16 protein-coding genes are annotated in these 18,980 nt (G+C 68.4%); 4 read left to right on the plus strand and 12 right to left on the minus strand.

Annotation, left to right across the window (positions count from 1 at the left end):
* The 8 genes from CXQ96_RS00605 to CXQ96_RS00640 all read right to left on the minus strand — a co-directional run.
* The coding region (locus CXQ96_RS00605; protein WP_258058764.1) for a fatty acid desaturase at positions 1–392 on the minus strand (392 nt) is incomplete at its 3' end.
* A gap of 208 nt (positions 393–600) precedes the next feature.
* Positions 601–1,491: a diacylglycerol kinase family protein gene (locus tag CXQ96_RS00610; RefSeq protein ID WP_104116104.1), complete on the minus strand. Its 891-nt coding sequence runs from the start codon at positions 1,489–1,491 to the stop codon at positions 601–603.
* 153 nt (positions 1,492–1,644) lie between these two features.
* The gene (locus CXQ96_RS00615; protein ID WP_181036309.1) at positions 1,645–2,451 is read right to left on the minus strand and encodes an HpcH/HpaI aldolase/citrate lyase family protein; all 807 of its coding nucleotides are present in this window, start codon (positions 2,449–2,451) and stop codon (positions 1,645–1,647) included.
* Positions 2,436–3,221: a 2-oxo-hept-4-ene-1,7-dioate hydratase gene (gene hpaH / locus CXQ96_RS00620; RefSeq protein WP_104116106.1), complete on the minus strand. Its 786-nt coding sequence runs from the start codon at positions 3,219–3,221 to the stop codon at positions 2,436–2,438. The genes CXQ96_RS00615 and hpaH overlap by 16 nt, the downstream gene beginning before the upstream one ends.
* A gap of 43 nt (positions 3,222–3,264) precedes the next feature.
* Complete coding sequence (gene hpaD, locus CXQ96_RS00625; protein ID WP_104116107.1) at positions 3,265–4,347, minus strand: 3,4-dihydroxyphenylacetate 2,3-dioxygenase; 1,083 nt, start codon at positions 4,345–4,347, stop codon at positions 3,265–3,267.
* A 31-nt stretch (positions 4,348–4,378) separates the two neighbouring features.
* Positions 4,379–5,920: a 5-carboxymethyl-2-hydroxymuconate semialdehyde dehydrogenase gene (gene hpaE / locus CXQ96_RS00630; RefSeq protein ID WP_104116108.1), complete on the minus strand. Its 1,542-nt coding sequence runs from the start codon at positions 5,918–5,920 to the stop codon at positions 4,379–4,381.
* Complete coding sequence (locus CXQ96_RS00635) at positions 5,917–6,600, minus strand: GntR family transcriptional regulator (protein WP_258058701.1); 684 nt, start codon at positions 6,598–6,600, stop codon at positions 5,917–5,919. Before CXQ96_RS00635 ends, hpaE begins: the two co-directional genes overlap by 4 nt.
* The gene (locus CXQ96_RS00640) at positions 6,593–8,059 is read right to left on the minus strand and encodes a fumarylacetoacetate hydrolase family protein (RefSeq protein ID WP_104116110.1); all 1,467 of its coding nucleotides are present in this window, start codon (positions 8,057–8,059) and stop codon (positions 6,593–6,595) included. The genes CXQ96_RS00635 and CXQ96_RS00640 overlap by 8 nt, the downstream gene beginning before the upstream one ends.
* Positions 8,060–8,259: 200 nt before the next feature.
* Here CXQ96_RS00640 and CXQ96_RS00645 point away from each other — a divergent pair, with 200 nt between their 5' ends.
* From CXQ96_RS00645 to paaK, 3 genes are all read left to right on the plus strand, one after another.
* On the plus strand, positions 8,260–10,164 hold the full coding sequence (locus tag CXQ96_RS00645) for an FAD-binding monooxygenase (protein ID WP_104116111.1): 1,905 nt from the start codon (positions 8,260–8,262) through the stop codon (positions 10,162–10,164).
* 1 nt (position 10,165) lies between these two features.
* A complete protein-coding gene (locus CXQ96_RS00650; protein WP_104116112.1) occupies positions 10,166–10,912 on the plus strand; it encodes an IclR family transcriptional regulator in 747 nt (248 codons plus the stop codon).
* Positions 10,913–11,017: 105 nt separating this feature from the next.
* Positions 11,018–12,349, plus strand: a complete 1,332-nt coding sequence (paaK, locus tag CXQ96_RS00655) for a phenylacetate--CoA ligase PaaK (protein WP_104116113.1) — start codon at positions 11,018–11,020, stop codon at positions 12,347–12,349.
* 65 nt (positions 12,350–12,414) lie between these two features.
* On the opposite strand, the gene CXQ96_RS00660 is transcribed toward paaK, so the two are convergent.
* Entirely contained in the window at positions 12,415–12,918 is a 504-nt protein-coding gene (locus tag CXQ96_RS00660; RefSeq protein WP_104116114.1) for a tetratricopeptide repeat protein, read from the minus strand.
* A 66-nt stretch (positions 12,919–12,984) separates the two neighbouring features.
* A complete protein-coding gene (locus tag CXQ96_RS00665) occupies positions 12,985–14,091 on the minus strand; it encodes a spore photoproduct lyase family protein (RefSeq protein WP_219816060.1) in 1,107 nt (368 codons plus the stop codon).
* Between the two features lie 212 nt (positions 14,092–14,303).
* On the opposite strand from CXQ96_RS00665, the gene CXQ96_RS00670 reads away from it, so the two are divergent.
* On the plus strand, positions 14,304–15,137 hold the full coding sequence (locus CXQ96_RS00670; protein WP_104116116.1) for an amino acid-binding protein: 834 nt from the start codon (positions 14,304–14,306) through the stop codon (positions 15,135–15,137).
* 77 nt (positions 15,138–15,214) lie between these two features.
* Here the strand turns inward: CXQ96_RS00670 and CXQ96_RS00675 are convergent, their stop codons facing one another.
* Positions 15,215–16,861, minus strand: a complete 1,647-nt coding sequence (locus CXQ96_RS00675) for a thiamine pyrophosphate-binding protein (protein WP_104116117.1) — start codon at positions 16,859–16,861, stop codon at positions 15,215–15,217.
* 299 nt (positions 16,862–17,160) lie between these two features.
* A complete protein-coding gene (locus tag CXQ96_RS00680; protein WP_104116118.1) occupies positions 17,161–18,531 on the minus strand; it encodes an MFS transporter in 1,371 nt (456 codons plus the stop codon).
* Positions 18,532–18,980: the final 449 nt, after the last annotated feature.

Genomic DNA, 18,980 nt, shown 5'->3' on the forward strand with positions numbered 1-18,980 from the left:
TCGATGTCGGGGTCCTTGCCGCGGGTGTTGGGATCATTGTGGTGGCGGGTGTGCTTGTCCATCCACCAGGCGTAGCTGATACCGACGACGCCGGCGGCGAGGATGCGCCCGGACCAGTCGTTGGCGCCGCGGGTCCTGAAGATCTGGCGGTGCGAGGCCTCGTGGGCGAGGAACGCGACCTGGGTGAGGACGACGCCGAGGACGGCGGCGATGAGGAGTTGGAACCAGGTGTCACCCAGGAGCGCGAACCCGGTCCAGGCCGCCCCCATGACCAGGGCGAGGACGGCGAACACCGAGACGTAGAAGCGCCGCCGCCGGTTCAGGAGGCCTTCCTTGCGGACCTGCTTCAGCAGCACCGAGTAGGAAGCCACCACGTCATTCGGCTTCGAGATACGAACAGTACGAGGGGCAGCAGCGGGCGCGGCCGGTGGGGTGGCGAGATCGCTCACGGTTGTCCTTTGGTGGGGGTGACGGCCACGCGGCGCTGGTCAGCGGCGGGGCGTCGGAGATCGGGTTCAGCCCGGAGTGCACACGGTACGCCGGGTCAGGTGTACTTCCTGCCGGGAGTACTTCGTGCCGGTGGCCCGTTGTGATGGGCGCTCAGCCGAGGATGGCCAGGGCTCGGGGGACACTGTCGATCGTGATGTCCGTGGCAGCTTCGACGGACTTCACTTCGCCGTCGATCTGGTAGGGCATGGGCTTGAGCGTCGAGAACCGGTACTGCGTGTAGCTCGGCTGGTCGCCCAGTCCCTTGGTCGTGGCGCGGAGGGCGGTGAGCAGGATCCGCCACTTGGCCATGTGGGGGAAGGTGATCACCTCGAACTTCCCGTCTGCCGGGTGGTCCCCGGCTTCGCTCAGGGTTGCGTACTTCGCCATCTGCGAGATATTCGCGAAGACGAGGCTGTCGAACGAGCGTCGCTTTCCGTCACTCTGCCGGATCTCGAAGGGCTTGAACTTGGAGAAGGTGCGCACGACGGAGAACATCTCCTTGATGGCACCCTTGCTGCCCTTCTCCAGATCGATCGCGACGACCGGCGTCAGGCCGAAACCGATGTACGAGTGCGCGTACACCGGGTCGGCTCCCGTCTCGTCCATGCTGATGCGCAGAAGGTCGATGCGGCGCACCTGCCCCTCCGTGATGGCCTTTGCCAGGGGTTTGCGGCCCGTGACGCGGCTGTGGTCGTTCGCGTTGCCTGCGGCCAGCACCGCGCAGACGGCGTCATCGCTGCCACTGGCCATCACTCCGTTGACGACCTCGTTGTATCCGCCGTCACCGCTGACCGACACGACGAGCGCATTGCCTGCCGATGCCGCCTCGCGTGCGAGGTCGATGGCGTGGCCGGCGTGCTCGGTGGGTTGCATGGTGACCGTCGTGGCGGGCAGCGCGGAGTTCAGATCCTGCAGGAGCTCTTCGGCGAGCTTCGGGGCATCCCCGGTGCTGTTCGGGTTGAAGATGATCGTGATCGTGTCGAACCTGCGCGGTGATTCCATGGTGTACCTCTCCTGGTCGCCGCCCCACCGGCAGACAAAATGGCAATACCTGCCTCTTCGTATCGTAAGGGTCCTGTGCACTATCGGCGTACAGGGCTACGTTCCGCGACGAGCCTCCGGACGTGGCGGTCCCCTCGCCGGCCGCCCCGTTCGTCAGTAACCCGTCGCGGTACCTTCGCCGTCGGCGGCCGGGACGAACTGCGCGGCGAGGGCTTCGGAACCCCGCGCGAGCAGGGCGACGTCGGCCCCGACCAGGATGAACCGCGCTCCGCTCCCGAGATAGTGGCGGGCCGTCGCCGGGTTGAAGGCGTTGACGCCCGCCGGCACGCCGGCACGTGCGGCCGCCCGAAGGCAGTGCTCGACGGCGGTGCGCACCTCAGGGTGTTCCTGCTGCCCGAGAAGGCCCATCGACGCCGCCAGATCGGAGGGCCCGAGGAAGATGGCGTCGACCCCCTCGACGGCGAGGATCGCCTCGACCGCGTCCACCGCCGCTGTCGATTCGATCTGCACGGTGACGCTGATGGTCCCGGCAGCCTCAGCGAGGTACCCCGGCACGCGGTTCCAGCGGGCGGCACGCGCCAGTGCGGAGCCGACGCCTCGGATGCCTTCCGGCGGGTAGCGGGTGGCAGCGACGGCTGCCCGTGCCTCATTCGCGGAGTTCACCATCGGGACGAGCAGGTTCTGCACTCCGATGTCGAGGTACTGCTTGATCACGACGGGCTCGTTGACCGGCGGACGCACCACCACGTGCACGGGGTAGCCGTGGGCGGCCTGGAGTTGGGCGAGGATCGATTCGAGGCCATTGGGGCTGTGCTCGGCATCGACAAGCAGCCAGTCCAGTCCCGATCCTGCGCAGATCTCGGCGACCAGCGGGCTGCCGGAGCAGACCCACATCCCTGCGAGTGGACGGTCGGCAGCAGCAAGGCCGGCCCTGAAGCTGGGTTCTAGACGAAGCGGCATGTCACGGCTCCCAGCGGTCCGTAGTCGGCATGGACGGTATCGCCCTCGTAGACCCACATGGGCCGGGTGAAGGATCCGGCGAGGATGATGTCCCCTGCCTTCAACCCGTCGTCGTGCGCTGCGATCTTGTTGGCCAGCCAGTGCACTCCCGCGGCCGGATGGTCCAGTACTCCGGCGGCTACCCCGGTCTCCTCGACGACCTGGTTCTTGTAGAGGATGGCGGACACCCAGCGGAGGTCGACGGCGTCGGGCCTCACGGGCCTGCCGCCGACCACCATGGCACCCATCGCGGCGTTATCGGAGATGGTGTCAACGATCGTGCGGCCCTCCATCTCGATCCTGGAGTCCAGGATCTCCAGGGCCGGCACCACGTAGTCGGTGGCGTTGAGGACATCAAAAATGGTGCATCCAGGGCCGCTGAGGTCGTCCTTGAGCACGAACGCCAGTTCCACCTCCACGCGGGGGTGGGTGTACCTTCCCCAGTCCACGGAGCAGCCGGTCTCGAGGACCATGTCGTCGAAGATCGCGCCGTAATCGGGTTCGGTGATGCCGGTGGCTTCCTGCATCGCCCTGCTGGTCAGCCCGATCTTCCTCCCCACCAGCGTGCGGCCGGCATCCTCGTTGCGCTGCCGCCACAAGCGCTGGACGGCGTAGGAATCCTCCACGGTCATGTCGGGGTAGCGGGCGGTCAACAGGGGCACGGGCGTCCGGGTCCGGGCGGCCTCGAGCAGTTCATCGGCTATGCCGCTGATCGTCTGGCTGTCGAGCATCGGTGTCCTTCGCTGGAGGGGAGGGGTGTTCGCGGTGGCACCGCTACAGCTGTGTTCCGAGCTTGAAGCCCTCGGCGGGAGCGCCGCCGTCGTCCCTGCGCGTGTAGGAGAAGCCGTCCGCACCGACCGTCACGGCCTGCTCGCTCCTCTCGTCGCGTTCGACGACGTCCTGCGGGTTGCCGTCGAGGTCCAGGACGAGGGAGGCCTCGGAGTACCAGGAGGGAACGACGGCGTTGCCCCACCAGTCGCGGCGCTGATTGTCGTGCACGTCCCAGGTGATCGTCGGGTTGTCCGGATCTCCCGTGTAGTAGTCCTGGCAGTAGATCTCGATGCGGTGGTCGTCCGGGTCGAGGATGTAGAGGTAGAACGCGTTCGAGACGCCGTGGCGTCCGGGCCCGCGCTCGATGCGGTCGCTGATCCGCAGGGCCCCCATCTTGTCGCAGATCTGGATGATGTTGTGCTTCTCGTGCGTCGCGAAGGCCACGTGATGCATGCGGGGACCGTTGCCGCCGGTGAGCGCGGTGTCGTGCACGGTCTGCTTGCGGTGCATCCAGACGGCGTAGGTGACCCCGTCGGAGTCCTGGATGTCCTCCGAGACGCGGAAGCCGAGGTCCTCGAGGTACTGCCGTCCCCGCGGCACGTCGGGCGTGACCTGGTTGAAGTGGTCGAGGCGGACCAGCTCGCCCGCCGAATAGAGGTCGTAGCGCTGGGTGAGCCGTTCGACGTGCTGCACGTCGTAGAAAAACTCGTACGGGAAGCCAAGGGGGTCCTCGACGCGGACGGAGTCGCCGACACCCTTGGTGAAGCCGTTCCTGCGGCGCTCCGTGCGGCAGCCCAGTTCGCGGTAGTACGCCTCGGCGGCGTCCACGTCCGCCGGTGACCTCACGCGGTAGGCGAACGCGGCGACGGCCGCGACGGGTCCCTTCCGGAGGACGAGGTTGTGGTGGATGAACTCCTCCAGGGAACGCAGGTAGATCGCCTCGTCGTCCTCCTCGGTCACGTGCAGGCCGAGGACGTCGACGTAGAACGCACGGGAGCGCGCGAGGTCGGTGACCACGATCTCCATGTACGCGCAGCGGACGATGTCCGGGGCGGGGAGCGACGGCGTCGGAAGGGGGTTGGGCATCGGATTCTCTCCTCGTCGAGCGAAAGGGGTGTCAGCCTTCGTTGGCGGCCGAGGCCTCCACGCTGCCGAACCTCGGGGTGTGGACGGTACCGAGCGTGATGTGCACCGCCTGCTGGTCCGTGTAGAAGTCGATGGAGCGGTAGCCGCCCTCGTGTCCCAGGCCGGAGGCCTTCACGCCGCCGAACGGGGTGCGCAGGTCACGCACGTTGTGGCTGTTGAGCCAGACCATTCCGGCCTCGACGTCGGAGGAGAACGTGTGCGCCCTCGTCAGGTCCTTCGTCCAGATGTAGGCCGCGAGGCCGTACCGGGTGTTGTTGGCGAGGGCCAGGGCTTCGTCGTCGGTGTCGAAGGGTGTGATGGCGACGACGGGGCCGAAGATCTCCTCCTGGAAGATCCGCGCGTCGGGGGCGACGTCGGCGAACACCGTGGGGGCGATGTAGTTGCCCTCGGGCAGGTGCTCGGGGCGTCCGCCGCCGGCGAGGAGGCGACCCTCGGTCTTGCCGATCTCCACGTAGGCCGCGACCTTCTCGTAGTGCTCGGGATGGACGAGCGCGCCGACCTCGGTCCTCGGGTCGTGGGGGTCCCCGACGACGATGGTCCTCGCGCGGGCTGCGTACTTCTCGCAGAACTCGTCGTAGACCGGCCGCTCCACCAGGATGCGGGATCCCGCCGTGCAGCGCTCACCGTTGAGCGAGAAGACCCCGAAGAGGGCCGAATCGATTGCCGCGTCGAGGTCGGCATCGGCGAAGACGACGCAGGGCGACTTCCCGCCGAGTTCCATCGACAGCCCCTTGAGGTTGGCTGCGGCGTTGCGGAAGATCGTCTGGCCCGTGGTGGTCTCGCCCGTGAAGGAGATCAGGGGGACGTCCGGATGTTTCACCAGGGCGTCGCCCGCCTCCTCGCCGAGGCCGTTCACGAGATTGAAGACCCCGTCGGGCAGGCCCGCGTCCTTGAAGATCTGAGCCCACAGGGAAGCGGACAACGGCGTGAATTCCGCAGGTTTCAGGACCACGGTGTTCCCCGTCGCCAGGGCCGGAGCGAGCTTCCAGGACTCCAGCATGAACGGCGTGTTCCACGGCGTGATCAGGCCGGCCACGCCGATGGGCTTGCGGTTAACGTAGTTGATCTGGGAGCCGGGGACCTTCATGGCGTCATCGAACTGGGCCACGATCAGGTCGGCGAAGAAGCGGAAGTTCTCGGCCGCTCGGAGGGCCTGGCCCTTCGCCTGGGTGATGGGCAGACCGGTGTCGAAGGTCTCGAGTTCCGCGAGGCGATCCTCCTGGGCCTCGACGGCATCGGCGATCCGGTTCAGGACCCGCGCGCGTTCGCGTGGTTTCATTCGCGGCCACGGCCCGTTCGTGAAGGCTTCGCGGGCGGCATGGACGGCGGCATCGATGTCCTCCTTTTGCCCCGCCGCGGCCGTGGCATAGGTGGAGTTGGAGACCGGATCGAGGACGTCGAAGGTCCGCCCGCCGACCGAGTCGACGAAGCGGCCGCCGATGTAGTGCTGGATGGAGGTCGGCAGGTCCTGCGGCACGTGGTGCTGCGGTGCGGTTCCGGCAGGGCTGGTCATGGCGTTTCCTCACTGGGACGGGCGCCGGACTGCGCGAGGTAGGCGTCCAGGGTGGCGCTGCGGTGGAGCCGGGCGGCGCGTTCGATGGTGTCGGCGTCGGCCCCGGATTCGATCAGGCGGAGCAGATCGTCATGTTCCTCGACCGACTCACGCGCGCGGCCGGGAACGAACCGGAAGGTGGAGGAGCGCAGCGACGCGAGACGATTCCACCCGCGGTGCACGAGATCGAGGATGTGCGGGTTCGGGCAGTTCTCGAACAGGACGCTGTGGAAGTCCTGGTTGAGGCGCGTGAAGCGCACCGGGTCGAAGTGCTCGAGACAGGCCCGCATCTCGTTGTTCACGCTGCGTGCGCGGGCGATGTCCGAAGGTCCCATCAGGGGCGAGGAGAGGGCAGTAGCGGCACCTTCGACGATGCTGAGGGTCTGCATCGTATAGAGGTACTCGGTGGGGTCGATGCCGGCGACCGTCGCTCCGACGTTCCGCTCGAAGGTGACGAGGCCTTCGGCCTCGAGCCGTCGGATGGCCTCGCGGACCGGCACCACACTCACACCGAGGTCCTCGGCGATCTTCGCGAGCACCAGGCGGTAGCCGGGGGAGTAGGTCCCATCCACGATGCGTGCCTTGACCGCCTCGTAGGACTGCTGCGACTTGCTGCCGGCCGCCGTCTCCGTCCTAGCCACGGGAGTCTCCCGAGACGTGCTCCTGGTAGCGGGCGCGCCACTCGGCATTCATCGGGTACAGGCCGTCCACGCCGTGCCCCTCACGGACCATGTCGGCGATGAACGCCTCCTCGTTCTCCTGGGTCATGGCATCCTCGGCGAGTTCCTCCGCCAGCGCCGGCGGGATCACCAGGATGCCGTCGGCGTCGGCCACGATGATGTCGCCGGGCTGCACGGTGGTGCCGCCGCAGGCGATCGTGACGTCGGTGTCCCAGGGGATGTGCCGGCGCCCCAGTACCGCCGGATGAGGATTCGAGTAGTAGGTGGGGATGTCCATGGCGGCGACGGCGGAGAAGTCGCGGACGCCTCCGTCGGTGATGATCGCCGCGGCTCCGCGCACCTGGGCGCGGAGAGCGAGGATGTCACCGATGGTGCCCGTTCCCTTCTCGCCCCTCGCCTCCATCACGAGGATCTCGCCGTCGTTGATGGAGTCGATCGCGCGCTTCTGGGCGTTGAATCCGCCGCCGTGTGCCTCGAACAGGTCCTCGCGGTTCGGGACGTACCGCAGCGTGCGGGCCAGGCCGACCACCCGGCGGTCCGGGCGTGTGGCCTGCAGGCCGTCGATGCTGACGTTGTCGAGGCCGCGCTTGCGCATCTGCGCGGACAGCGTGGCCGTGGCGACGCCCTCCAGCTTCGTCCTGAGCTCGGGGGTGAGCGCCGGTCGTGGCACGGTGAGCCCGGCGGCTTCCCGTGATCCGTAGGCCTCCTCGCGCTGGGCGTCGTCCGCCTTCGGCTGCGCGCCGAAGCCGCCCAGCGGCGTCGTTCCCTGCACCACGGGGGTTCGCAGGCGCCCCGTCGAGAGTACGCCGTCGAGGGTGGACACCTCGACGTCGATGACGTCGCCCGGGCGCGCGACCGAGGCGCCGGCCGGGGTGCCGGTGAGGATGATGTCACCGGGTTCGAGTGTGAGGAGCTGCGACAGGTCCGCGATGAGCCGCGTGAAGGGGAAGAGGAGGCCCGCCGTCGTATCGTCCTGCACCACCTCGCCGTTGTGCCAGGTACGGATTCGGAGGCCCGCCGGATCCACGGTAGCGGCGGGCAGCAGCTTCGGACCCACCGGAGTGAAACCGTCGCCACCCTTCGAGCGCAGGTTCGACCCCTTGTCCGCATAGCGCAGGTCGTAGACGCCGAGGTCGTTGCCGGCAGTGACCCAGGCGACGTGGTCCCAGGCCTCCTCGAGTGGGACCCGGCGCGCGGGGGCGCCGATGACCAGGGCGATCTCTCCTTCGAAACCGAGGAGTTCGCAGCCCGCCGGGCGCTCCACCTCCGAACCGGAGAGCGCGAGCGACGAGGATGGCTTGAGGAAGTAGGAGGGCTGGTCGGGCGTCCTGCCGCGCTGCGCGGCCCGGCTCGGGTAGTTGAGGTGCACTGCGATGACCTTGCGGGCCGCTCGCAGGATGCCGTCGTCTACCTCGTCCACCGTTGCTCCTCATCGAGTACGAAATCGTATACGAACCCTAGGGGGCGGTTCGTCCACGCGTCAAGGGCGCCCAAGGGAGGAGATGCGGCGTCCTTGATCGGCGGTAAGGGGCGCAGTAGCATCGCCGGACAACAGTAGAACGAACCGTTCGATAATCGAACGGGATGCAGCCCGACACCACGATGAAGTGAGGTAGGCCCGTGCAGTTCCATCATCATGGTTACGTCTCCGGAGACCCGAAGATCCATCCGGCTGCCGGGGTCGGCATCGATCGCCCCACTGAGCTTCCTGACACCGTGGACGTGCTGGTCGTGGGAACCGGCCCGGCCGGCATGATCGCCGCAGCGCAGCTCTCACAGTTCCCGGGTGTCACCACGCGCATCATCGAGCGGCGGCCGGGGCGGCTCGCCATTGGCCAGGCGGACGGGATCCAGGCGCGCAGCGTGGAGACCTTCCAGGCCTTCGGGTTCGCCCAGCGGATCACCGACGAGGCGTACCGCATCGTCGAGATGGCGTTCTGGAAGCCCGACCCGGAGGACCCGTCCCGCATCGTCCGCACCGCACGTCCCGAGGACGACCCGACGCAAATCAGCGAGTTCCCGCACCTCATCGTGAACCAAGCCCGTGTGCTGGACTATTTCGCCGAGTTCATGAGGAACGCCCCCACCAGGATGGAACCGGACTACGGGTTCGAGTTCGTGCGGCTCGAGGTCGACGACGACGCCGAGTATCCCGTCACCGTCACCCTCGTGGAGACGGCGGGTGAGCGAGAAGGTCGGCAGCGCACGGTCAGGGCACGGTACGTCGTCGGGGCCGACGGTGCCCGGAGCAAGGTGCGCCAGGCCATCGGGTGCTCCCTCGAGGGGGACCAGGCCAACCACGCATGGGGCGTCATGGACATCCTCGCCGTCACGGACTTCCCGGACATCCGCCGGAAGTGCGCGATCCAGTCCGGCAGTGGCGGCAGCATCCTGCTGATCCCAAGGGAGGGCGGCCATCTCTTACGCATGTACGTGGACCTCGGGGAGACGGAGCCTAGCGGACGGGGCGCCGTCCGGACCACGACGATCGACCAGATCATCGCGAAGGCCAACGCCATCCTCAGCCCGTACACGCTCGACGTCCGGGACGTTGCGTGGCACAGCGTCTACGAGGTGGGCCACCGGTTGACGGACAGGTTCGACGACGTCCTGCCGGAGGACGTCGGAACGCGGACGCCGCGCGTCTTCATCACGGGCGACGCGTGCCACACGCACAGCGCCAAGGCCGGTCAGGGCATGAACGTCTCCATGCAGGACGGCTTCAACATCGGCTGGAAACTCGGGCATGTGCTCGAGGGCCGCAGCCCCGAGAGCCTGCTCGCCACCTACTCCGCGGAGCGGCAGGTGGTCGCGAAGGACCTCATCGAGTTCGACAAGCAGTGGTCCACGCTCATGGCCAAGCGGCCGGAGGAGTTCGAGGATCCCTCCGAACTCGAGGACTTCTACGTGCGGACCGCCGAGTTCCCCGCCGGGTTCCGAACCCAGTATCGAGCGTCAATGCTCATCGGTGATGCGACGCATCAGGACCGCGCCACCGGGTTCCCCCTCGGCAAGCGATTCAAGTCCGCGCCGGTCACGCGCGTGTGCGACGGCGTCCCGATGCACCTCGGGCATCACGCGGCCGCCGACGGCAGGTGGCGCATCTACGCCTTCGCCGATGCAGCACCGGCCGGGGCGGCATCGAAGGTCGCGCGGTTCGCGGACTGGCTCACGACGTCGTCGCGCTCGCCTCTCGCCGCCACTCCGGAGGGCGCCGACGTGGATGCCTGGTTCGACGTGAAGGTGGTGTACCAGCAGGACCACACGGCCGTCGATATCGGCCTGGTCCCGAAGGCGTTCCTGCCGTCCGTCGGTCCGTTCCGGCTCACCGACTACGAGAAGGTGTACGCCTCGACCCCGTCCGCGGACATCTTCGGGTTACGGGGACTCGACCGCGACGGCGTCGTCGTCGTGGTCCGGCCGGACCAGTACGTCGCGGCCGTCCTGCCGCTCGACGCGACCGGGGAGCTCGAACAGTTCCTCGCCGGGTTCCTCGCGCCGACCCGCACAGTGCAGGCCTCCTAGCGTGGCATCGACGAGCGCGCGGGACAGCCCAGCGTCGCAGGCGACCACGGCGTCGCTCGCGCCCCAGAGCCAGACGCTCTCCCGCGGTATCCGGGTGCTCGAGATCCTCGCGGATGCGACCCACGGCATGACGATCGCGGATGTCGCCGCAGCACTCGGGGTCCATCGGTCGATCGCCTACCGCATCCTGCGGACGCTGGAAGCCCACGCCCTCGTGCTGCGGGACGCGACGGGCAGCTTCCGCATCGGCCCCGGGATGGCCGCCCTCGCGCGGGGCGTGGCACGGAACCTGCAGTCGGCGGCGTTGCCGGAACTCACGGCGTTGTCGGCCTCCCTGCAGATGACCGCGTTCATCGCCGTGCGGGACCGCCGCGAATGCGTCACGCTGGTCGCCGTCGAGCCCCCGCACGGGGAGGGAACCCTGGTGCAGCGGCCTGGATCCCGGCACTCCTTCAGTGCGGGCGCACCGGGAATCGCGATCCAGTCCGCGCTTACTGAGGACGAGTGGGAGCGCCTCGCGCCCGGCGAGCCCTACCGGTCGGAATCGCGGCTCGCGGCGAGGACCGGCTACGCGCTCAGCCACGACGAGGTCATCCCGGGCGTCAGCTCCGTCGGTGCGGCGGTCCGCGTCCCCGGTCAGCTGCCGGCCGCGCTCGCCGTCGTCTACCTGAGCAGTGATGTCCCGACCGCGGACATCGGCGCCCGGGTGGCCCGCTCGGCGGCGACGATCGAGCGGAACCTGCGGTAGGCGATGACGCCAGTCGCTGCGCGCAGCCGGGAAAAGTGAACGATCGTTCGGTAATGTTGGCCTGACTGGCCGTCCGGCCCGGACATGTGTTGCGAAGGAGCTCTCATGCCACGCCTTCCACTGCGAGCCTCGGCAGCAGATCCCTCGACGCTGGACGTGGAGGAGACCTGGTCGCGGGACCAGCTCGAGTCCGCGCAGCTCGAACGGCTGCAGGCCACGCTCGCCCACGCCTACGCGAACGTGCCGCTGTACCGCCGGAAGTTCGACGACGCCGGCGTGCACCCTGAGGACCTCCGTGATCTGCAGGACCTCGCCAAGTTCCCCTTCACCACGAAGGAGGACCTCCGCAGCACCTACCCCTTCGGGATGTTCGCGGTGCCGCAGGAGCGGGTAGCGCGCATCCACGCCTCGTCCGGGACCACGGGCCGGCCGACCGTCGTCGGATACACGACCGGGGACCTCGACAGATGGGCCTCACTGGTGGCGCGCTCGCTGCGGGCCTCGGGTGTACGGGCCGGCTGGAAGGTCCACAATGCCTACGGTTACGGCCTGTTCACGGGCGGCCTCGGGGCGCATGCCGGCGCGGAGAAGCTCGGCTGCACGGTGATCCCCGTCTCCGGTGGGCAGACCGAGCGGCAGGTGCAGCTTATCCGGGACTTCGAGCCCGACGCGATCCTCGCGACACCGACCTACCTGCTCACCATCCTCGACACGATGGCGGCTGCGGGCATCGACCCGCGCTCGACATCCCTGAAGACGGCCGTGCTCGGAGCGGAGCCGTGGACCGAGGGGATGCGGCAGGAGCTCGAGGGGCGCATGGGGTTCGACGCCTGCGACATCTACGGACTCTCCGAGGTGATGGGCCCCGGTGTGGCCGGGGAGTGCGTCGAATCGAAGGACGGCTCGCACATCTGGGAGGACCACTTCCGCCCGGAGATCATCGATCCCTTCACGGAAACCGTGCTCGACGACGGCGCAGCAGGTGAACTCGTGTTTACCTCGCTCACCAAGGAGGCCCTGCCCATCATCCGGTACCGCACGCACGACCTCACGCGGCTGCTACCGGGTACCGCGAGGCCGGGCATGCGGAGGATGGCACGGATCACCGGCCGCAGCGATGACATGGTGATCGTCCGCGGCGTGAACCTGTTCCCGACCCAGGTCGAGGAGCTCGCCCTCGGCATCCCGGCGCTGAGCCCGCACTTTCAGCTCGAGCTGACGCGCCCCGAGGGGCAGCGCATGGACCGGCTCACCATCAAGGTGGAGCCACGGGAGGGCGTCAGTGCGGCCGACGCCACCCTCGCCGCGGAAGAACTCCGGAACCTGATCAAGACCCATATCGGCTCGACCTGCACGGTTGCCGTCGTCGAGCAGGGCTCGCTGGTGCGGTCCAGCGGGAAACTCAAGCGGATCTACGATCTCCGTCCGCGCACCTGAGCGTCCAGGCCGGAACCGCGGGTTTTCTGGTGTCGCCCTGCAGGCCGACGACGGAAGGTGCTCTGCTACCGCTGCTCCGGCTCCTCCAGGGAGCGGATGTAGGCCGCGTTCGCGCTGATCGCCGCCCGGTACCGGTCGATCTCCGGGGTGCTGACGAAGTCCACCACCACCTCCAGCAGCGATGCGAACGCTTCGTTCGGCGTGCCTGCGGCGTGCTGCGTGATGGCCTCGAAGACCGCCGGGGCCGGCGATCCGGGAAAGGCCGAGCGGGCCCGCCGGAAGACGTCGCCTGACGCCTCGTACTCGCCGAGGTTCCTCAACGTAGACCCGTACTGGACGTAGCACCGGCGCAGGAGGTCCCCCTCCAGCCCGGCGGCGAGGGCCCGTTCGTAGAAGCGCCGCGCCAGGTCCTCCTGGCCCGCCGTGTCATAGGCCCCGCCCACCTCGTAGAGCACCCGCGCGTTCTCGGGATGGGAAGCGAGAAAGGGGAGCAGTGCATCGATCGTCGGCTGCATATCATCGCGGTTCCGGCGTGCGACGATACCGTCGAGCTCTTCGTCCAGGGTCATGCCGTCCACTGTCGCACACGGCCTGGGACGTGGAACCGGCGTGGGCTCACGCCGGTTCCACGAGCATCAGGTCCAGTAGAGGAGCCGAGCTGCCGGCAGACGCCGCTCCAGCTCGTCGGTGAACCACTCGCGCATCTCCGTCATGGTCTGCTTCGGGTACACATACTTCACGCCGCCGAACTTCGAGCGCTTCTGGCTGCGTAGGTCCTCGTCCATCTCGAGCTTGGTCCTCGGATACCAGCCCAGCAGCACCTCCTTGCTCGCGGGCGTGAAGCGGTGCGTGATGATCTCGGCCGTGAGGTCGAGGTCGGGGATGCCGGCGACCGCCGCGGCGACGTCGTCCAGCAGGGCGCCGTACTGCTCCCGCCAGCCGGGTACGGGCATGATGGGCGCGATGGTGAGGCCCACCCGATAGCCTGCCGTCGCGACCGCGCGCAGGGCCTCGAGCCGAGCTGGCATCCGGGCGGTGCCGCCTTCGAAACGATTGGCGACATCGGCAGCATTGACCGAGAATCGGATGCGCGTCCTACGACCATGGTCGAGGGTTACCAACTCGCCGACGTCGTCGAACTTGGTCGTGAACCGCACCTGCACGTCGTCCCCGAACTCACCCGCACCCACGCGGGAGATCGCGGCAGCGAGCGAACCGGTCACGCTCTCGATGCCGAGGGGGTCGGTGTAGCAGGACATCTCGAACGTTGTGCCCTCGTTCCCGCGCTCGAGCGTCCCGCGGGTGACCGAACCCCGGCCGGCGTGGGTGCGGATGCCGTCGAGAACGTCGTCGATGTTGGCATATACGCGCGTCACCGGTGGCCCCTGCAGGGATCCGGCGAGGTAGCAGTACTGGCAGTGGGCGGGGCAGCCCTTGGCGAGGTCGATGCGCCAGTCGGCGCTCGGTGGGATGGGCTGCGGCTTGAGAGCGCTCGGTGGGGCCACGACGACCGCGAGCGTGTTCTTCGCGGCAGCGTAGGTCTCGCGCTCGGTGGCGCCGCGAAGCCCTGTCAGGGCATTGCCGGGAAGAACCCGGATGTCGTCGACCCCGGCCAGCTCGGCACGCCTGATGATCTCGGCGGTGTGCGGGAGGTCGGCTGCGGCCCGCGTGATCATCACATGTCGGGGGACCCAGAGGCGGGTGGGGGAGAGAGTGGTCAGGTCCGATTCCTGGGCTGTCATCATTACTCTGTACAACAACGATTTCGGTTCCGATGTTCCGCCGAGGACGGTATCCACGGTCCTCGTGCGGAGGTTTCTGCCCGCTGCGCGGAAGACGTGCGACACCCCCTCAGCGAGAGGGGCATGCTGTCCACGCGACGACGGACCAGGACTTATTTGTCCCGGAACCGGCGGGCAACGTCAGCGAAACGGACGGTGCGCACAGTGGAGTCATGACACGCTCCACTGGTTCCACAGCTGCTGCACTGCGATGCGACTCCTGCGGGCAATTGCCCGAGCCCGGCAAGGTCCGGCTGACTCTCGCGAATGTCGCCGTCATGCTGCCCATCGAGCTCGTCGTCCATGCCGCAGTGGTGCAGACCGAGCTGAGCTACCCGCTGAAAGTCCTCCTCCTCGCCCTGACGGCGACCGCGCTGGTGATCTGGGTGGCGGAGCCGTCGGTCATGCGCTTCATGCGGACCTGGCTCCACGCTCCGGCCCTGAGGCACCGCACACGGCTCGACGCCGCACCGAACCTGTGGCGGGCACGCGTCCTGGTCGACGACGCCCCCGGAGCGCTGGAACGTATCACCCACCAGCTGGCCCGGCGCACCGTCAACATCCTGTCGCTCCACATCCACCCCGGCGCGCAGGCGAGCGTCGACGAATTCGTCCTTGCCGCACCCGCAGGTGTCGACGAGCAGGACCTGCTGCGGGCACTGACGGCCGGCGGCGGCAGGTCCGTCCGCGTGTGGCCGTCCACCGCGCTGGCGCTGGCCGATGGGCAGACGAAGGCACTGTCGCTCGCGTGCCGGGTCGCGCAGAATCCGGCCGAGCTACGCTACGCCGTCGCCGAACTCCTCACGGCCACTCCCGTGGTGCCGCCACCTCCGGCCGTCCGGTCCTTCGTCGAGGGGTCCGAGCTCCTGAAGGTGCCGACGCCGGTGGGGGAGCCCATGGTGTTCTCGCGGACCGGCGAGCCCTTCACCGCGGCCGAGTCCGCCCGTGCGCACCGGCTCGCCGAGCTCGCGGCCCTGTCCACGCGCTGCGGGGGACCTGCCTCCTAGGAATCGACGTCTCGGCCCGGCGGGCGAGCCCCCGGTTCGCCTTTGACGCATCCTGATCGCTACCGGCGCAGGACGGGTCACCGGGCTCCTGTTGCCACCGCCACGATCTCCTGCATGTAGGGCGCCACGACCTGTCGCGAGATCTTGCAGTCGAGCAGCAGGACGCCGTCGTCGTCGGACGCCAGCCAGCCCTCCACCGCCCTGAGGTCTTCGAGCGTCCTGATCGTCCGGCTCATGGCGCCGAGCGCGGTCCCGACGGCGGCGAAGTCGACCTCGTCGATCAGCATGGGACCGGAGTCGATGCCGCGCACCGCGTACTGGTGGATCTCGGCACCGTAGGCGGCGTCGTTGAACACCACGATCACCGCGCGCCGGGCCGTCCGGATGACGCTGTCGAGGTCCGCGAGCGCCATCAGCCCGCCGCCGTCGCCCGTGCACAGGACGATCGTCGAGTCCGGCAGGGCGCGGGCCGCACCGACCGCGCTCGGGAAGCCGAGACCGATGGTCTGGTAAGCCGTTCCCACCATGATCATCCGGTTCGGGGCGGCAGCGTGCAGGTAACCCGGGGCCCAGCCGATGAAGTGCCCGCCGTCCTGCACGATGGTCCTGTCCGCGGGAAGCAGGCGGTCCAGCGTGCGGCACAGGCTGCGCGGGTCGAGCCGGCCGTCGGGGGCGAGGGGGTCGCCGTCGTGCCTCTGGTCGTGGGCGTTGCGGGCGTCGTCGGCGGAAGCCGCGCTCCACCGCGCGTTGCCCTCGCAGGGCCCGACGGCGGCGAGCAGTGCTTCCGAGGCGAGCCGTGCGTCGGACCGGAGGAAGTCCGTGACCGCGGGGGAGGTGGGCGCGGGGCTGGTGTCGACCTGGATGACTCGCGCCCCGGGCCCGAAGGCATGACCGAAGCGCAGGGTGAACTGGTTGAGTCGCGCCCCGAGGACGAGCACGACGTCTGCCTCGCGGATGAGCCGTGCCGTCCGCTCGGACGCCCAGCCGCCTGCGACCCCGAGGCACGCGGCGCTGTCCCCGAAGAACCCCTGCGCCAGGCCGGACGTGGCGGTCAGGGCGCCGATGCGGTCCGCCAGCTCGCCTGCCGCCTTCTCCGCCCCACTCAGCCAGGCACCCCTGCCGGCGAGGACCAGCGGCCGCTCGGCCGAGGACAGCAGGGAGGTGACACGCTCGATGTCGGCGCGTGCTGGTGCATCGGGGAGAGCGGGCACGGAACCGGTGACGGCATCCTCTTCCGCCACCTCGACACCTGCGATGTCGTACGGGATGGCGAGGACGACAGCCGTGCGGTGACGCAGGGCGTGGTCGATGGCCGCCGTCGTGATCGCGGATGGTCCGGTTGCGGTCACGGTGAAGGTCGTTGCGCCCAGGGCCTGCGCCATCATGGTCTGGTCCACGTCCCACGGTCGCCAGCCGGTCGTGGGGGCGTCGCCGACGACGAGGACCAGCGGGATCTCGGCCTGCACCGCCTCGGCGAGGGGCGTCAGGGCGTTGGTGAAGCCTGCACCGTAGGTGGTCGTGGCGACGGCAAGGCGTCCGCAGGCCCGGGCGTAGGCATCCGCTGCAGCGACGGCGCCGGCCTCATGCCGCACCGCGGTGTAGTGGAGGGAGGGGGACGCCATGACGGCGTCGAGGAAGTGGGCATTGCCGTTACCCATGACACCGAAGACGTCGGCGACGTGTGGGTGTAGTGCGGAGACGATACGTGCGGAGACGGTGGCCATCAGGAATCTTTTCGTGACGAACGCCGGCCGACTGCAGTGAGGACATGCACACGGTCAACCCGGACGACGCTGGTGAGTGGGTTCCGTATGTGCCTCGGGCAGCTCCGCCCTTATTGCCTCTTTTTCAGGCACGGCGCCCGTGGCGCCCGACGTCAGCCACTATAGCGGCCTGCCGCTCTCCTCCGCGCCGGCGTCAGCTGGTCCGCTATCCCCGCCCGGGCCTGCCCACCGTGCGCGTGCACGGCGGGCAGGTCCAGCAGCCTGGCCGGGCTGCCTCCGCCGGGGGAGGAGCTGCTCGGTCAGGAGCGGGGTGCCCGACCGACGGTGACGCCCGGGTCGTGGTTCTCGGCCTCCAACGGCGTTCCCTTCGTCTCCTTGACCAGGGTGACCCCGATGAAGGAGATGACGCACAGCCCCATGATGTACAGCCCGATGGAGCCGGACCAGCCGGTGCTGCTGAGCAGGGCCTCGGCGATGAGTGGCGCGAACGCCCCTCCGAGGATGGCACCCAGGGCGTACCCGATCCCGATCCCCGAGTAGCGGACGTTCGCGGGGAACATCTCCGCGTACATCGCGGACATGGGCCCGTAGGAGAGCCCGAGCCCGATGGTCAGGACGAAGATGGCGATGCCGTAGGCCCAGACATTGCGGGTGTCGATCATCATGAACATCGGGATCATCCAGACGAAGATGAGCCCGTACCCGAGCTGGAACGTCCGGACCCGGCCGATCCGGTCCGACAGGATCCCTCCGTACAGGGTGAAGATGAGCCACCCGAAGGAAGCCAGCAGTGTCGCGAGCAGGACGGGTGCGGCGGGCATCCCGAGCGCCCTCTGCGCGTAGGAGGACAGGAAGGCTATGACGAGGTACCCCGCGGCATTGTTGCCGATGAAGATGGCGGCTGCCAGGACGACCTGCTTCTTGTTCGTTCTCAGCAGGCTCCGCAGGGGAGTCGCGGTGTCACGCTTGCGCTCGATCATCCGCTTGAACACGGGACTCTCCGCCACGGCTGCTCGGATGAAGTAGCCGACGACGATGAGCACCACCGAGAGCAGGAACGGGATGCGCCAGCCCCAGGCGAGGAAGGCTTCGGCAGACATCGAGCTGCGGAGCAGGAACAGCACGAGGGTCGCCAGGATCATGCCTACGGGTACGCCGATCTGCGGATAGGCGCCCCAGAAGCCGCGCTTGGCCACCGGCGCGTGTTCCACGGCCATGAGGGCCGCTCCACCCCACTCGCCGCCGGCGGAGAAACCCTGGAGGATGCGTAGGAGGATCAGCATGATCGGGGCCCAAACCCCGATCTGCGCGTACGTGGGCAGCAGTCCGATCAGTGCGGTCGCGGAGCCCATCATCACGAGGGTGAAGACAAGCATCGCCTTGCGCCCGATCCGGTCACCCAAGCGCCCCGCGATCACGGCGCCGAGCGGCCGGAAGAAGAAGCTGACGCCGATCGTCGCCCAGGAGGCGAGCTGGGCGAGGGTAGGGTTGTTCTCGTTCAGCGGGCCGAGGTACAGGCTCGCGAAGACGATCCCGGCGGCCTGCGCGAAGATGAAGAAGTCGTACCACTCGATCGTGGTTCCGACCATTGTTCCCGCAAGGACCTTGCGGTCGGCGGCGCTCATCCGGCCCGCGGTGCCCGCGTCCGGACGGTCTGATGCTAATGCCATGAAAAACCCCTTTGTCTTTCGGCGTACGTACAGGCGATAGCCCTACAGGATGCCGTCGCGGCTATTGAGTACGAAATCGTATACGAATGCTAGGCCTCCCTTCAGGGGCGGTCAAGGACTTCGGACCCGGGATGCTCCCTGGGGAGGAGCACGAAGGGTTACAGCTCAACGAGTGATCGCCACTCATCCGACGTGGATGAGTGGCAATCACTGGTTCGACGTTCATCCGGCGGCGGCCGACGTCAGGCTTGGTTTTCTGTTCGAGTGCCTGCAGTGCATGTCGCCGGCTACCACGGTTATCGAAGGACAAGACTGGCTGGTTGGTCCTACAGCCCCACGGCGGAGGTGGCAGCCCATGCCAGGGCCGTGATCGCGAAACCCGTGATGCCGAGGATGGTGGTCAGGACCGTCCACGAGCGGAGCCCGTCAGCGACGGACAGACCGAGGAT

Origin of the sequence: Arthrobacter sp. B1805 (assembly GCF_002929745.1) — a bacterium.
Classification (GTDB): Bacteria; Actinomycetota; Actinomycetes; order Actinomycetales; family Micrococcaceae; genus Arthrobacter_D.

What these genes read in the sequence shown, in the direction of transcription:
- CXQ96_RS00610 (WP_104116104.1), bottom strand. Translation starts at nt 1,491, where the DNA reads ATGGAATCACCGCGCAGGTTCGACACGATCACGATCATCTTCAACCCG.
- CXQ96_RS00615 (WP_181036309.1), bottom strand. Translation starts at nt 2,451, where the DNA reads ATGCCGCTTCGTCTAGAACCCAGCTTCAGGGCCGGCCTTGCTGCTGCC.
- hpaH (WP_104116106.1), bottom strand. Translation starts at nt 3,221, where the DNA reads ATGCTCGACAGCCAGACGATCAGCGGCATAGCCGATGAACTGCTCGAG.
- hpaD (WP_104116107.1), bottom strand. Translation starts at nt 4,347, where the DNA reads ATGCCCAACCCCCTTCCGACGCCGTCGCTCCCCGCCCCGGACATCGTC.
- hpaE (WP_104116108.1), bottom strand. Translation starts at nt 5,920, where the DNA reads ATGACCAGCCCTGCCGGAACCGCACCGCAGCACCACGTGCCGCAGGAC.
- paaK (WP_104116113.1), top strand. Translation starts at nt 11,018, where the DNA reads ATGCCACGCCTTCCACTGCGAGCCTCGGCAGCAGATCCCTCGACGCTG.
- CXQ96_RS00660 (WP_104116114.1), bottom strand. Translation starts at nt 12,918, where the DNA reads ATGACCCTGGACGAAGAGCTCGACGGTATCGTCGCACGCCGGAACCGC.
- CXQ96_RS00665 (WP_219816060.1), bottom strand. Translation starts at nt 14,091, where the DNA reads ATGACAGCCCAGGAATCGGACCTGACCACTCTCTCCCCCACCCGCCTC.
- CXQ96_RS00670 (WP_104116116.1), top strand. Translation starts at nt 14,304, where the DNA reads ATGACACGCTCCACTGGTTCCACAGCTGCTGCACTGCGATGCGACTCC.
- CXQ96_RS00675 (WP_104116117.1), bottom strand. Translation starts at nt 16,861, where the DNA reads ATGGCCACCGTCTCCGCACGTATCGTCTCCGCACTACACCCACACGTC.
- CXQ96_RS00680 (WP_104116118.1), bottom strand. Translation starts at nt 18,531, where the DNA reads ATGGCATTAGCATCAGACCGTCCGGACGCGGGCACCGCGGGCCGGATG.